The organism is Amycolatopsis lexingtonensis, from assembly GCF_014873755.1.
Classification (GTDB): Bacteria; Actinomycetota; Actinomycetes; order Mycobacteriales; family Pseudonocardiaceae; genus Amycolatopsis; species Amycolatopsis lexingtonensis.
On record NZ_JADBEG010000001.1, the window covers coordinates 3485656 to 3499464 of the forward strand.

Annotated in this window: 13 protein-coding genes; 11 read left to right on the forward strand and 2 right to left on the reverse strand. The window is 72.7% G+C overall.

Annotated features, from left to right (window positions below; genetic code table 11):
- The first annotated feature begins 23 nt into the window (after window positions 1-23).
- From H4696_RS15760 to H4696_RS15785, 6 genes are all read left to right on the forward strand, one after another.
- Window positions 24-896, forward strand: a complete 873-nt coding sequence (locus H4696_RS15760) for a TauD/TfdA dioxygenase family protein (RefSeq protein WP_086858034.1) — start codon at window positions 24-26, stop codon at window positions 894-896.
- A 10-nt stretch (window positions 897-906) separates the two neighbouring features.
- Entirely contained in the window at window positions 907-2118 is a 1212-nt protein-coding gene (locus tag H4696_RS15765) for a cytochrome P450 family protein (RefSeq protein WP_086858035.1), read from the forward strand.
- Window positions 2115-2801, forward strand: coding sequence for a glycosyltransferase family protein (locus H4696_RS15770; RefSeq protein ID WP_086858036.1), 687 nt, complete (start codon window positions 2115-2117; stop codon window positions 2799-2801). Before H4696_RS15765 ends, H4696_RS15770 begins: the two co-directional genes overlap by 4 nt.
- 2 nt (window positions 2802-2803) lie before the next feature.
- Complete coding sequence (locus tag H4696_RS15775) at window positions 2804-4270, forward strand: serine hydrolase domain-containing protein (RefSeq protein ID WP_192783030.1); 1467 nt, start codon at window positions 2804-2806, stop codon at window positions 4268-4270.
- Between the two features lie 14 nt (window positions 4271-4284).
- The gene (locus H4696_RS15780) at window positions 4285-5478 is read left to right on the forward strand and encodes a glycosyltransferase (RefSeq protein WP_086858038.1); all 1194 of its coding nucleotides are present in this window, start codon (window positions 4285-4287) and stop codon (window positions 5476-5478) included.
- 282 nt (window positions 5479-5760) lie between these two features.
- Window positions 5761-6990, forward strand: a complete 1230-nt coding sequence (locus H4696_RS15785) for an ROK family transcriptional regulator (RefSeq protein WP_211299646.1) — start codon at window positions 5761-5763, stop codon at window positions 6988-6990.
- On the opposite strand, the gene H4696_RS15790 is transcribed toward H4696_RS15785, so the two are convergent.
- Window positions 6972-7646 (reverse strand): TetR/AcrR family transcriptional regulator, encoded by a 675-nt coding sequence (locus tag H4696_RS15790; RefSeq protein WP_211299647.1) that lies wholly within the window; start codon window positions 7644-7646, stop codon window positions 6972-6974. The genes H4696_RS15785 and H4696_RS15790 overlap by 19 nt on opposite strands.
- A 66-nt stretch (window positions 7647-7712) precedes the next feature.
- On the opposite strand from H4696_RS15790, the gene H4696_RS15795 reads away from it, so the two are divergent.
- From H4696_RS15795 to H4696_RS50060, 5 genes are read left to right on the forward strand one after another with little or no spacing between them, the layout of a single operon-like run.
- The gene (locus H4696_RS15795) at window positions 7713-8492 is read left to right on the forward strand and encodes an alpha/beta fold hydrolase (RefSeq protein WP_211299648.1); all 780 of its coding nucleotides are present in this window, start codon (window positions 7713-7715) and stop codon (window positions 8490-8492) included.
- A complete protein-coding gene (locus H4696_RS15800) occupies window positions 8489-9385 on the forward strand; it encodes an alpha/beta fold hydrolase (RefSeq protein WP_086858040.1) in 897 nt (298 codons plus the stop codon). Before H4696_RS15795 ends, H4696_RS15800 begins: the two co-directional genes overlap by 4 nt.
- Window positions 9382-10857: an FAD-dependent monooxygenase gene (locus tag H4696_RS15805; protein WP_086858041.1), complete on the forward strand. Its 1476-nt coding sequence runs from the start codon at window positions 9382-9384 to the stop codon at window positions 10855-10857. Before H4696_RS15800 ends, H4696_RS15805 begins: the two co-directional genes overlap by 4 nt.
- Entirely contained in the window at window positions 10854-12131 is a 1278-nt protein-coding gene (locus H4696_RS15810) for an amidohydrolase family protein (RefSeq protein ID WP_086858042.1), read from the forward strand. The genes H4696_RS15805 and H4696_RS15810 overlap by 4 nt, the downstream gene beginning before the upstream one ends.
- Window positions 12131-12688, forward strand: coding sequence for a TetR/AcrR family transcriptional regulator (locus H4696_RS50060; RefSeq protein WP_086858043.1), 558 nt, complete (start codon window positions 12131-12133; stop codon window positions 12686-12688). The genes H4696_RS15810 and H4696_RS50060 overlap by 1 nt, the downstream gene beginning before the upstream one ends.
- 320 nt (window positions 12689-13008) lie before the next feature.
- On the opposite strand, the gene H4696_RS15820 is transcribed toward H4696_RS50060, so the two are convergent.
- Complete coding sequence (locus tag H4696_RS15820; protein ID WP_086858044.1) at window positions 13009-13800, reverse strand: hypothetical protein; 792 nt, start codon at window positions 13798-13800, stop codon at window positions 13009-13011.
- Between the last annotated feature and the right edge of the window lie 9 nt (window positions 13801-13809).

A 13809-nucleotide genomic window follows, 5' to 3' on the forward strand; every position in this document is an offset into this window, starting at 1 on the left:
ACCCACAGGAGGAGAGGAAACCCATGGAGCAGTACGAACTCGACGCCGTCAAGGCGATCACGACGCGGCCGGCGCGCGACTACCGGACACTGGCGGTGCGGGGCCTGACCCCGGTGATCGGCGCCGAGGTCACCGGCCTCGACCTGAGCCGGGAGCTCACCGAAGAGCAGCTCACCGAGCTGAAGACGGCGTTCCTCGACCACCACGTGCTGGTGTTCCGCGACCAGGACATCACGCCGGACGACCACCAGCGCCTGGCCGCGTGCTTCGGCGAGCTGCGCCCGGTGAACCCGCCGCCCGAGCACGGCAACCCGTACATCCTCGAGGTCGCGACCGCCCCGGAGGCGGCCACCGTGTTCGGCAACGGCTGGCACGCCGACGGCACCGCCGACGCCGAGCCGTCGCTGGGCTCGATGCTGCACATCACGCGGATGCCCGAGCCGGGCAGCGGCGGCGACACGCTCTTCGCGAACATGCACCTCGCCTACGACATGCTGTCGCCGAAGCTGAAAGAACTGCTGACCGGGCTGACCGCGATCCACGACGGCGCGCACGCCTTCCGCGGGCACAAGATCCCGGACGGCTACGAGCCCCCGGTCAGCGAGCACCCGGTGGTGGTGCGGCACCCGGAGACCGACCGGCCGCTGCTGTACGTCAACCCGGCCTACACCTCGCGCATCCCGCAGCTGTCGGCCGACGAGAGCCAGGCGGTGCTCGACCTGCTGTTCTCGGTGGTGCCGAACCGGCCGATGCTGGCCTGCCGGGTGCGCTGGGAGCCGAACACGCTGGTGTTCTGGGACAACCGCTGCGTCCAGCACCACGCGGTCTACGACTACTACCCGCACACCCGCTTCGGGCACCGCGTCGCCATCAACGGCGGCCCGCTCAAAGGCTGACAGGAGCCCTATGTCGCCCGAACCCGTGGTGGACGTCCGCGACCGGTGCGTCCTCGACGACCCGATGCGCGGGTACGACCGGATCCTCGCCGAGTCACCGGTCTGCTGGGCCCGCCTCCCCAACGGCGAGGAGGGGTGGCTGGTCACCGGCAGCGACGCCGTCCGCGCGGTCCTGTCCGATCCGGCCGTGCGCAACGATCCCGCCGGCCTGCCCGGGCAAGGCGCGCAGACGCAGGAGGAAACGTTCCTCGCGCTGGGCACACCTCCCGAGCACCTGCCGTACCTGCGGGCGAGCCTGCTGAGCCTCGACGGCGCCGAGCACACGCGGCTGCGCCGCAGCATCAGCCACGCTTTCGGCGCTTCCCGCGTCGAGACGCTGCGCCCGCGGGTGCGGGAGATCGTCGACGGGCTCCTCGACGGCCTGGCCGGCCCGACGGCGAACCTGCTCGACGAGTACGCCTACCCGCTGGCCATGGCCGTGGTCTGCGAGCTGGTGGGGGTGCCCGAAGCGGACTGGGCGGACTGGTACCGCTGGGGCAAGGTGCTGGTCGACGGCGACCCGGCGCGGATCACCCCGACGCTGGGCGAGATGTTCGCCTACTGCCACGCCCTGGTCGACCGGCGCCGGGCCGAGCCGCGTGCGGACCTGCTCAGCGAGGTCGTCGCCCAGGACGACCTGACCGACGTCGACGCCGTGGCCCTCGTGGTGTTCCTGGTGCTCGCCGGGCACGAAACCATGGCGCACATGCTGTCCAACGCGGCGCTCGCGCTGATGCGCGACCCCGGCCAGCTGAAGCTGCTGCGCACCGAGCCGCAGCTGTGGCCCGCCGCGGTGCGCGAACTGGTCCGCACGGACGGCCCGGTGCAGCTGGCCCGCTTGCGTTACGCCGCAACGGATCTCGAGGTCGGTGGCGTGCGGATCCGCGCGGGCGACCCGGTGCAGGCGGTGCTCGGCGCCGCCAACCGCGACCCGGCCCGGTTCGCCTGCCCGCACCACGCCGACGTGCGCCGGCAGGCCGAGCACGGCGGCCGCGAGGGCAGCGTCGGGTTCGGCTGGGGACCGCACTTCTGCCTCGGCGTCGCCCTGGCGAAGGTGGAGGCCGAAGTGGCGCTGCGCAGCCTGTTCGAGCGCTTTCCCGCGGTGACGCCGGTGGGCGAGCCGGCGTGGGTGCCGCTGCCCCGGGCCCGCCACCGGGTGGCTCTGGAGGTGCGGCTGCGATGACCACACCCGTCCCCGATGTTTCGGTCATCCTGCCCTGCGCCGGGCTCGGCACGCGGTTCGGCGCGCCGTACGCGAAAGAGCTGCACTGCCTGGCGCCCGGGGTCACCGTGCTCGACCGCAGCCTGGACGCCGTGGTGGAGGTGGCGAAGAGCGGGCTCAGCGTGCGCGTGGTCGTCGTGTTCGGCCCGCACAAGCTGGACACGGTGAAGTACCTGGCGCGCTACGCCGGGATGTTCCAGCTGGTCTTCGTCTACCAGGACGACGTGGCCCAGCCGGGGCTGGACGGGGCGATCCGGTGTGCGCTGCCGCTGACGCGGGGTCCCGTGGCGCTCGTCCTCCCCGACATCGTGGTCAGCGGCGTGGACAGCCTCCTCGCCGCCCTGCGGGAGACGGCGGTGGCGGGCTGGAGCGTGGTGGCCGCCGAAGAGCGGGATCCCGGGGTGCTGCGGCAGATGGGCGCGCTGACCGTGGCCGGCGGGAGCGACGTCGTGACCGTCGAGGCCGCCGCGGAAAAGCCCGCCGATCCGTCGGGCTTCAACGCGCTGTGGGGCATGGTGGCGGTCGCGGAGGACCAGGCCCACCGGCTCCCGGACGTCGCCCGGCGGGACGCGGACAGCCCGCTGGCCGGTGCGCGCGCCCACATGGTGGCGCGGATCGTCAACTACAACACCACCGAGGGATGAGCATGCTCGACGACGTGCTGGCGGCGCTGGACACCGTCCTGCCCCGGCTGGCCGCGGTCACCGGGACCCCCGGGGTCGCCGTCGCGGTGGCCACGAGCGACGACCTGCGCACGGCCGCGACCGGGTTCGCCGACCTGGCCGCGCGCACGCCGATGACCGCCGAGACGGTCGCGCCGGCGGGCTCGCTCACCAAGCCCGTCACCGGCCTGGCCTTCATGCAGCTCGTCGAGGCGGGGGCGGTGGCGCTGGACACCCCGGTCGACGAAGTACTGCCCGCGGGGCTGCGGGGTCCCGGTGCGCCGCCCGCCACCACCGCCATGCTGGCCGCCCACCAGGCCGGCTACTACAGCGACATCGTCACCGCAGTCGCGCCCACGGCGCCGGCCGAGCCGATCCTGGACTACGTCCGGCGCCGCCACGAGATCGGCCGCGCCGTCGAGTACGGCGGGGTGCTGCCCCTCCTGACCACACCCGGCCCCTATTCGTATTCGAGCTTCGGGGTCGGAGTGCTCGGCGGCGTCGTCGAGCACCTGGCCGGTGAACCGTACGGCGCCCGCGTGCACCGGGACGTGTTCACCGCGGCCGGGATGACCGCCACGAGCATCGACGACGGCAGCCGGACCCCGGCGGCGAGCGCGACCGGGTACCTGGCGTTCGGCGACTGGTGCGTGCCGAGCCCGCCGCTGCGGACGTCGGCCTACCCGGGGGTCGGGATGCACACCAGCGCCGCGGACTTCGCGCGCCTGCTGCAGTCCCTGCTGCGCACCGCCCGCGGCGACCGGGGCCTGGTCGGGCCGGACGCGCTCGCGAAGATGGTGGCCCCGCGCGTACCGCGGCCGAGCCCGCACGGCGTCCGGTCGTTCTCCGGCCTGACCCTCGAGCTCGCCGACCCGGAGCTGGGCGAGGACTGGTGGTGGGGGCACACCGCGGCGTTCCCGTGGGGGTTCTGGTGGGAGGCCAGGGTCTGGCCGCACCGCGACCTGGCCGCGGTCGCGGTGGGCAACCGATGGGACATGGCCCGGTTCCACAATCCCGCCACCCGCAGCGCGCCGGGCCTGGCCGTGGAGTGGGCGGGCCGGTGGGCGTGCTCCGGCGCGCCGGCGAAGCTCCCGGACATGGACGGGCGACCGCGGTGGACCGGTCCCCGGCCGACCCCGGAAAGCTCGGGCTGGATGGGGGTGCTCCTCGGCGAGCGCACCCACGGCCTGCTCGGCGTGCCCGATCCGCTGCCGGTGCCGGCGCTGACCGCCGGCGCGCGTTCCCTCGGCGACGGGGATTCGGCCGGCTGGGACCCCGCCGCGTTCGCGCGCGGGGTCGAACAGGCGCGGGCGGTGGCCCCGGACCCGGACGCGCTCGAGGCGCTGGGCCGGGAGCTGGGTCCCGCCGCGGCGCTGTGGATGCTGGAGTGCGGCGCATCGGCCGCGGACGTCACGATGCCGGTCGGCTTCTACGCCCGCGCATCGCGGTGAACGAAGGGACGCGAATGCGGGTACTGCTCTCGACGTACGGAACGCGGGGCGACGTCGAACCGCTGGTGGCGCTGGCGGTCCAGCTCCGGGCCCTGGGCGTCGAGGCGCGGCTGTGCACTCCGCCGGACGAGGAGTTCGCGGACCGGCTCGCCGGTCTCGGGATCGACTGGGTGCCGCTCGGGCTCCCGGTGCGGGCGCTGATGCGCGGCACGACCCCGCCGTCGGCAGCCGAGCTGTCCCGCTACCGCACCGAGTTGCTCGACGCGCAGTTCGACGTGCTCCCCTCGGCGGCCGACGGGTGCGATGCGCTGGTGGTGGCGGGCCTCGCGCAGGTCGCCGCGCGGTCGGTGGCCGAGGCCGCGGGCCTCCCCTACGTGTACGTGACCTATTCGGCGGTCAACCTGCCCTCGCCGCACCACGCGCCACCACCGCGGCCGGGCTGGCCCGAGCCGGAAGCGGCTGGCAACGCGACCCGGTGGGAGATCGACGCCCGCCGGGTCGACGAGCAGTTCCGCGAGCCGCTCAACGGCCACCGCGCCGCCCTCGGCCTGCCCCCGGTGGCCACCGTGCGCGACCACGTCTATTCGGACCGGCCGTGGCTCGCGGCGGACCCGGTACTGGGACCGTGGCCGGGCGGCGCCGGCCTCGAAGTGGTCCAGACCGGCGCGTGGACCCAGCCGGACGACCGCCCGCTGCCGCCGGACCTGCAGGCCTTCCTGCAGGCGGGCCCGCCACCGGTGTACGTGGGATTCGGCAGCATCAGCCCGGCCCCGGACATCCCCCGCTGGGCCGTCGAGATCGCCCGCGCCCGCGGCCACCGCGTCCTCGTCTCCCGCGGCTGGGCGGATTTGGACCCGGCCGGCTGCTTCGCCATCGGGGACGTCAGCCACCAGCGCCTGTTTCCTGAACTGGCGGCGGTGATCCACCACGGCGGCGCGGGGACCACACAAACGGCGGCACGGGCCGGCGTCCCGCAGGTGGTGGTCCCGATCGCTTTGGCGGACAACCCGTACTGGGCGGGCCGAGTGGCCGCCCACGGGATCGGCACCGCCCTCGACGGTCCGACGGCGACCCGTGAGTCGCTGTGCGCCGCTTTCGACACGGCACTGACACCCGAAACCCGCGTGCGGGCGAAGGCGCTGAGCGCCGAGATCCGCACCGACGGAGCGGCGGTGGCCGCGCAGCGGTTGCTCGACGCTCTCGGCTGAGCGTTCGCGCTTCACTGCAACCGGCTCGCGAAGTCAAGATGAGATTCGCGCCTGCACGCGATCCGCGTCCGCGGCACGTCCTTGTGCTTTGAGCAAAGGCAGAGCGTAGGCGGTGTCCCGGTAGAAGCCGACGACTCGCCGCAAGGGCCGCCGCGGCGGGCACCCCGATGTCCGGGCCGGGAGCGGAACCGAGCAGTGCGAAGAGCTCTGCCGGTAAAAGGGATTGCGCGAAGAGCGCGTTGGTGCCAGTCTGACCAGCACACTCTACGCATCGGACACACCATGGAATTGACACCCTGGGACGGCTCGAGAATCGGGTTGGACCAGGAGGAGATGCGTCGGCACAATCGCGGTACTTTTCTTCGCCTTGTACACCTGAGCGACGGAATCTCGCGGGCCGAAATCGCGAAACGGATGAACCTCAACCGAAGCACGATCAAGGCGTTGACGGCGGAACTGAGCGCGGCGGGCCTGGTCCGGGAAGTGTCGCAGACGGACAATCGTCACCAAGGCCGCCCGTCGCTCATCGTGCGGCCGGAGACCCATCGTTTCCACGTACTGGCATTCGACGTCGCGGTGGACCGATTGGTCGCCGCCCGGATCGGCCTCGGCGGGGTCGTCCTGGACCGCAAGGTCGCTGCCCGGCGCCGGTCCGGAGTCGATCTCGACTATGTGGTCTCGACGCTCGCGAAGCTCGGCCGCGAGTTGGCCGAAGCGGCACCGTCGACGTCGACCTGCGTGGGGCTGGGGGCCTCGTACTGCGGGATGATCCGTCCCGGCGACGGGACCGTCCGGTTCGGCCCCGACCTCGGCTGGGTCGACCAGGCGTTCGGCGCCGAACTGGCCCGCCGGCTGGGACTGGGACTGCGGGTGCCGGTGGGAAACGAGGCGCACCTCGGAGCGCTCGCGGAAAACCTTCGCGGGGCCGGGATGGGGGTGCAGAACCTCGTCTACCTGCACGGCGACGTCGGCGTCGGTGGCGGGATCATCGTCGGCGGCACGGTGCTGGACGGCGACGCGGGGTACGGCTGCGAACTGGGCCACATGGTCGTCAACCCGCACGACGGGCGACCTTGTGGCTGCGGCTCCAGCGGGTGTCTCGAGGCGGAAGCCGGTGAACGGGCCTTGCTGGACGCCGCACGCCGACCGCCGGAGGTCTTCGGCCGCGACGCCGTTCGGGCGGTGGCCGCCGACGCGGCCGCGGGCGATGCCGACGCTCGCGACGCGCTCGATTACGTCGGGGATTGGCTGGGCATCGGCGTGGCCAATCTCATCAATCTCTTCAATCCGGCGGTCGTCGTCTTCGGCGGAATGTTGCGGGATGTGTACGCCGGTGTATTGCCGCGAGTACGTAGTCGCGTCGCACGTAATGTGTTGCCGGTCGCGAAGGAAAAAGTGCGCCTGAGTGTCTCGGCGCTCGGGGACGACGCCACCCTGATCGGCGCCGGCGAGCTCGGATTCGAGCGGCTGCTGCACGATCCGTTGAGCGAAAGTCAGCGGGCGTGCAGCTGACGCAGCCCGTTGATGATCAGCTCCAGGCCGAAGGCGAACTCGTCCTCCAGCGGCACCGGCAGGGAGTCCGCGACCGCGTGGGTGGCCGGGAAGTCCCCGGCCGACACGTCGTGGAAGCGCGTCGACACCCGCTCTCGTTCGGCGTCGTTCCCGGATCCGGAGAGCTGGATGGCGAAGCCGAGGACGTAGCGCGAGAGGGTCGCGTAGGCGCGCACGGCGACGTTCGGCGGTAGTCCACCGCCGAGGAGGACGGCCAGGCAGCGTTCCCGCAGCACCATCGCGTTCGGCCCGGTCGGGGTCTGCTCGATCAGCAGGGGCGCGATCTTCCGGTGCTTGCCCAGCGTGTCGAACATCGCCCGGGCGACGGCCTGGCAGGCCCGGTCCCAGCTCAGCTCCGCCAGCGCACCCGGGTCGAGTTCGATCTCCCCGAAGACGCGGTCGATGACCTGGGTGATCAAGGTCGCCCGGTTGCCGAAGTGGCGGTAGAGCGTGGCCGTGCCGGATTCGAGCCGTTGGGCGAGAGTCCGCATCGACAGCGCCTCGGCGCCTTCCTCGTCGACGAGCTGCAGTGCCGTGGCGAGGATCCGGTCCAGCGGAACGGCGGGGCGACCCCGGGTGCGCGGGGCGGAGGCGGCTGGCGAGGGCGAACTGGTCACACCCGTGAGTATGACGGCGTTGACACGCCACGCAATAACGGCAACACTGTTGCCATTATGAAGGACATGCAGTCAATCCCGATCGACGGACTCCGGGTGCACTACGAACGCACCGGGCAGGGCCCGGCGGTGCTGCTGCTGCACGGCAGCGGGTCGTCGTTGGAGGGCTTCGGGCGAGTGGCGGAGCTGTTGTCGGCGTCGCACGACGTGATCCGCCCGGACCTGCCCGGGTTCGGGCGGACCGGGCCGCGGCCCGACCGCGACTACCGCGTCCGGACCTACGCGGGCACGATCGCCCGGTTCATGACCGCGCTCGACCTGCCGCACTTCGCGGTGGCCGGGAACTCCCTCGGCGGCAACATCGCGTGGAACCTGGCTCTGGACGCCCCGGAGCGGGTCGATGCGCTGGTCCTGGTCAACGCCACCGGCTACCCGGAGAAGACGCTGCCCGCCGGGCTGCGGCTGGCCCGGAACCCGCTGCTGCGCCCCCTGCTGCGGCGCTGGCTCCCGCGTGGCGCGACCGAACTCGGGCTGCGGGAAGCCGTCGGCGCGAACTCCGCGATCGTGGACGACACCATGGTCGACCGGGTGCACGCGCTGACCAGCCGTCCGGGGAACCGGTCGGCGTTCGTCGACTTCGCCAACACCGACCAGCCGGACCGCAGCGCCGAACTCCCGCGGATCGCGGTCCCGACGCTGGTCCTGCGCAGCGCCGGCGTCGACGGGCAGCACTTCGCCCGCGACATCCCGGGCGCCCTCGAGCGCGTGCACGCCGACGGCGGGCACCTGCTGCCGGAAGAAGATCCGGACTGGGTGGCCGCGGCGATCGCGGAGTTCCTGCGATGAAGTACTTCGTCGCCGCCGATGAGGACCGCCGGCTCGACGCGGTCACCCGCCGGACCCTGCGCGGCAGCTTCATCACCCTGTCCGACGGGGTGACGCACTACGAGCTGACCGGACCCGCGGACGGCGAACTCGCCGTCCTCGTCGGCGGCCTGACGATCCCACTGTCCTATTGGGACGGTCTCGCGGCCCGGCTGCACGCCCACGGCTTGCGCACCCTGTCCTACAGCGCCTACGGACGCGGCTACTCCGACCGCGTCCGGGGCCGCTACGACGAAGCGCTGTTCGTCCGCCAGCTCGCCGAGCTGACCACGACCTTGGACCCCACGCGGCCGCGGCACGTCGTCGGCACCTCGATGGGCGCCCTGGTCGCCATGGCCTACACGAACCTGCACCCCGAATCGGTCACCACGCTCACGATCGCCGGGCCGGCCGGGCTGGGTGAACGTCCTCGGCCGCAGCGGCTGCTGCGCAATGACGTGCTCGCCCGATTCGTCGCCCGCCGCTTCGGCCGCAAACTCCTGGAAGACCACCTCGGGCACAACGTCCGCGACCCCGCCCTCTCCGCCCGGCTGGTCGCGATGGTCCGGGACGCCTATCGCTACGAAGGCTCCCTCTACGCGTTCTTCCAGACCCTGCAGCGCTTCCCGCTGTACGACCGGCAGGACCTCTTCCGCGGCACCGGCGAGCTGGGACTCCCCGTCCTGCTCCTGTGGGGCGACGACGACCAGGTCACCCCGATCACCCACCTCGACACCGTCCACGAGCTGCTGCGTCCACAGCAGACTCACGTCCTCACCGAATGCGGCCACATGGCCCCCTACGAACGGCCGGACGACGTCGGCGACCTGCTCGCGTCGTTCGCCGTCCCGCACCCCGATCGGCTCGCACCATGAACGACACCCTCGACGTCCTGATCGCCGGCGCCGGCCCGGCCGGCACCACCCTGGCCATCGACCTGGCCCGCCGCGGCCTCGCGGTCCGGATCATCGACAAGGCCCCGCGTTCCTTCGAAGGCTCCCGCGCCAAAGGCCTTCAGCCACGCACCCTGGAGGTGTTCGACGACCTCGGCGTGCTCGACGACGTCCTCGCCGGCAGCAGCGACTACCCCCGCCTCGGCATCCACCTGGGACCGGTCACCGTCCCGTGGCGGATGTTCCGCAACCGCGCACGCAGCACCGACGTCCCCTACCCGAACACCCGGTTGCTGCCCCAGTACCGCACCGACGCCGTGCTGCACGACCGGCTCGAGCAGCTGGGCGGCAAGGTCGAATACGGCCGCGAGCTCGCCGGGTTCGCCCAGGACGCCACGTCGGTCACCGCCACCGTGCTCGGCGACGACGGCCCCGAACGGATCACCGCGCGCTACCTCGTCGGGGCCGACGGCGGTTCGAGCGCCGTCCGCAAGCACCTCGGTCTGGGCTTCCTCGGCGAGACCCGCGACGGGGACCGGATGCTCATCGTCGACGCCGTCACCTCCGGCCTGTCCGGTGACCGGTGGCACGTCTGGCCGGGGGTGAAGGGCCGGTTCGCCGGAGCCTGCCCGCTGCCGCACACCGGCCTGTTCCAGTGGATGATCCGCCTGGCCCCGGACGAAGAACCACCCGAGGGCGAGGAGGCGATCACCCGGCGGATCCGGGCGCACACCCGCGACCGGGCCATCGCCGTGCGGGACATCCGGTGGCGGTCGGTGTTCCGGCCGAACATCCGCCTGGCCGAGGCCTACCGGCGCGGGCGCGTGTTCCTCGCCGGCGACGCCGCGCACGTGCACACCCCGGCCGGCGCGCAGGGCCTCAACACCGGCATCCAAGACGCCTACAACCTCGGCTGGAAACTCGGCCAGGTCCTCGCCGGAGCCGACCCGCGGCTGCTCGACACCTACGAGGCCGAACGCCTCCCGATCGCCGCCGGCGTGCTCGGCCTGTCCACGAAGAAGTACGAAGGCCTCGCCAAACTCGACCCGTCCAGCCTGCGCCGCGGCCAGGACGAACAACAGCTTTCCCTCACCTACCACGGCGGCCCGCTCGCACCCGGCGAAACCGACCGCACGAAGACGCTGCGGGTCGGCGACCGGGCCCCGGACGCGGACCTGGGCGGCTCTCGCCTGTTCGACACCTACCGGGGACCGCACTTCACCCTCCTCGCATACGGCCCGCAGGCCGCCGCGGCGAGCGAACAACTCGACTGGCCGGACGCGGGAGCACCGCTGCGCCGGATCACGGTCGAGGACCGGCGCGGCTACGGCATCGAGGGCGACACGCTGCTGCTGGTCCGGCCCGACGGCTACCTCGGGCACATCGCGACCCACGACTTCCTCGCCTCGACCCGCGCCGCCGCCCGGGCCCTGACCCCTGAGGTGACCCGGTGAACCGCACCCTGCTGCGCGGCGCTCGCGTGATCACCATGGCACCGCACCGTCCCGACGCCGAACACGCCGACATCCTCATCGACGGCGACACCATCGCCGCGGTCGGCGAAAACCTCGACGCGACCGGCGCCGAGGTCGTCGACATCGCCGGCCGGATCATCATGCCCGGCCTGGTCAACGCCCACCTGCACACCTGGCAGACCGCCCTGCGCGGCGTCGGCACCGACTGGACGCTCGCGGACTACCTCGGCCGCCTGCACGGCGCCGTGGCCCGCCACTACCGGCCCGAGGACATGCGCGTCGGCACCCTCGCCGGCGCGCTGGACCAGCTCGACCGCGGCACCACCACCCTGGGCGACTGGTGCCACAACACGCCCACCCCCGACCACACCGACGCCGCACTCGACGGCCTCCGCGCGTCCGGCGTCCGCGGGGTGTTCCTGCACGGCACCGCGTACTCCGCGCCCGACGCGGCCCACCCCGTCGACGAGATCGACCGGGTGACCGGTGGCCCGCTGCTCACCCTCGGCATGGCGGTCCGCGGCCCGCAACTGTCCACTCCGGACACCGCGGTCGCCGACTTCCGCGCCGCCGCCGAACGCGGGCTCGTCGTGTCGCTGCACCAAAGCGGTGGCGCGCCTGGGCCCGCCTGGGCGGCCGTGCGCGCCGCCGGGCTGCTCGGCCCGGCCACCGACGTCGTCCACGGTGCCGGGCTCACCGAAGAGTGGCTCGAGATCCTGGTCGACGCGGGCGCGAGTCTCACCAGCACGCCCGAGAACGAACTCGGCCAAGGCCACGGCCTCCCCGTCACCGGGCACCTGCTCCGGCTCGGCGCCGCGCCGTCGCTGGGCACCGACACCGACGTCGTCACCCCCGCCGACGTGCTCTCCGCCGCCCGCATCGCCTTGGCGCACCAGCGGGGCCACGACCACGAGGACCACCGCAGGGCCACCGGATCCTTCTCCCTCACCGCGACGATCACGGCCAAGCAGGCGCTCGCCTGGGCCACCGTCGAGGGCGCCCGAGCACTCGGCCTCGCCGACCGTGTCGGCCGGCTCGACGCCGGCATGCAGGCCGACCTCATCGTCATCGACGCCCCGGGGCCGAACCCGGTCGCGGCGGCCCTGCACGCCACCGCCGGTGACATCGAAGCGGTCATGATCGCCGGGCACTGGCGCAAACGCGACCACACCCTCCTCGACGTCGACCTCGACGCCGTGCGAGACGAGCTCCGCGAATCCTCGGCCCGGCTCCTCCCCCACCTCGCCGGCTGATGAGCACGCGGGACGAACACGCGAGCCGGACCCGGGCGGACCTGCTCGCCGCGGCAAAGCGACTGTTCGCCGAACGCGGCTACCCCGACACCAAGATCACCGACATCGCCACCGCGGCCGGCCGCGCCGCCGGCACCTTCTATACCCACTTCCGCGACAAGGAGCACCTGCTCGCCGTCCTGCGCAGCGAACTCGCCGGGACAGCGGCGCCGGACCCGGCCGGCGACGACCCGATCCGCGAGCACGTCACGGCCTGCTGGACCGCACTGCGCACCCACCGCCCCATCGCCATCGCCCTGCTGCAGTCGGCGACCGCCGCCGCCCCGGCCTCCGGACGATTGCGGGACGAGCTGACCACCTGGACAGCCCCGCTGCGCAAGCACCTGGAAAACCGGCGCGACCGCGGCGAGCCGCTCCCCGGCGACCCCGAACTGCTGGCCGCGGCCATCGGCGTCATGCTCGCCGGTCTCAACCACGCCCTGCCCACCCTCGACGACCGCGTCCCGGATGCGGTCACGAACCTCGTCCTCCACGGCCTGGCCGGCCCTGAACGGTGAGTGGCTGCGCGGCACACGAACTGCTCGTCGCCCAGCCGTCCCTTTGCGCTCAGCCGAGTTCGAGCAGGCCCCGGCGGACGGCTTCCGAGACGGCCGCCGCGCGGTTGGCGGCGCCGAGCTTGCGGTAGATGCGCGCGCCAGCAGCCGGACGACGTCGAGTTCGCGCCCGGTCAGCTCCGGGTCGGGGCTGAGCACCTGCCCGACCAGGTCGCCGACGACCTCCGGGGCCAGCCCGAGTCCGCCGGCGGCGGCACTGCGGACGGCGCGGAACAGCGGCAGGAGTCCGCCACTACAAGCGCGCCTGAACCGGTCGTGCGGGACTACGCCGGGTTCTCCGCGACGGCGAGGTAGTCCGTGTAGATCTGCGGCGAGCCCGAGAACGAGGCCAGCTGCTTCCACTCCTCGTACATCTGCTTGGTGTCGCGGTGGGCGGCCGCGAACTCCGCGGCCTCGCCGGTGGCGATGTCGGGCTCGGGGTAGAAGACGTCCAGCGCCTCCAGGCTCGCGATCTCCATCATCATCACGTACTGGTCGAGGCGGTTGCCCCGCTCGCCCTTGAGCACGTGGAACCGCCAGTCCGGGTAGTCGTCGATCCGGTGGTGGTTCTCGGCGATGAACCGGTCGAACATCTCCTCGGTCACCCCGGCGCGCAACGCCAGGTTGTGGATCCCGACGACCCGGGCGACGGGCTCCTCCCCCGGACGGTCGCGGTAGCGGGGGCCGGGCGTGACCGTGCTCCGCGGATTGTCGGCCAGCAGCCGGTAGTCGGTGAACAACGTCGGCAGCTCACCGTAGGTGCCCAGCCGCCGCCACCGCGCCAGCACCGCCTCCGCCTCCGGGTGCCGCGCCCAGAACTGGCGCGCCGCCTCGGTCTGCTCACCCCGGGCCGTGACGTAGCGGTCGCGCTGCTCGGCGCTCTCGATCTCGTACAACATCAGGTACTGCCCGGTCCGCTCGCCACGCAACCCGCGCAGCAGAGTCCACCGCCACCCCGGGTACAAGGGCAGGTGCACGCCTTCACCACGCACGAAAGTCTCGAACTCCTCCGGCGTGACACCAGCCTCCGTGTCGATGGCGATGTACTGGAAAGTGAACACCGACGAGCGTCCCATTGCGCATCC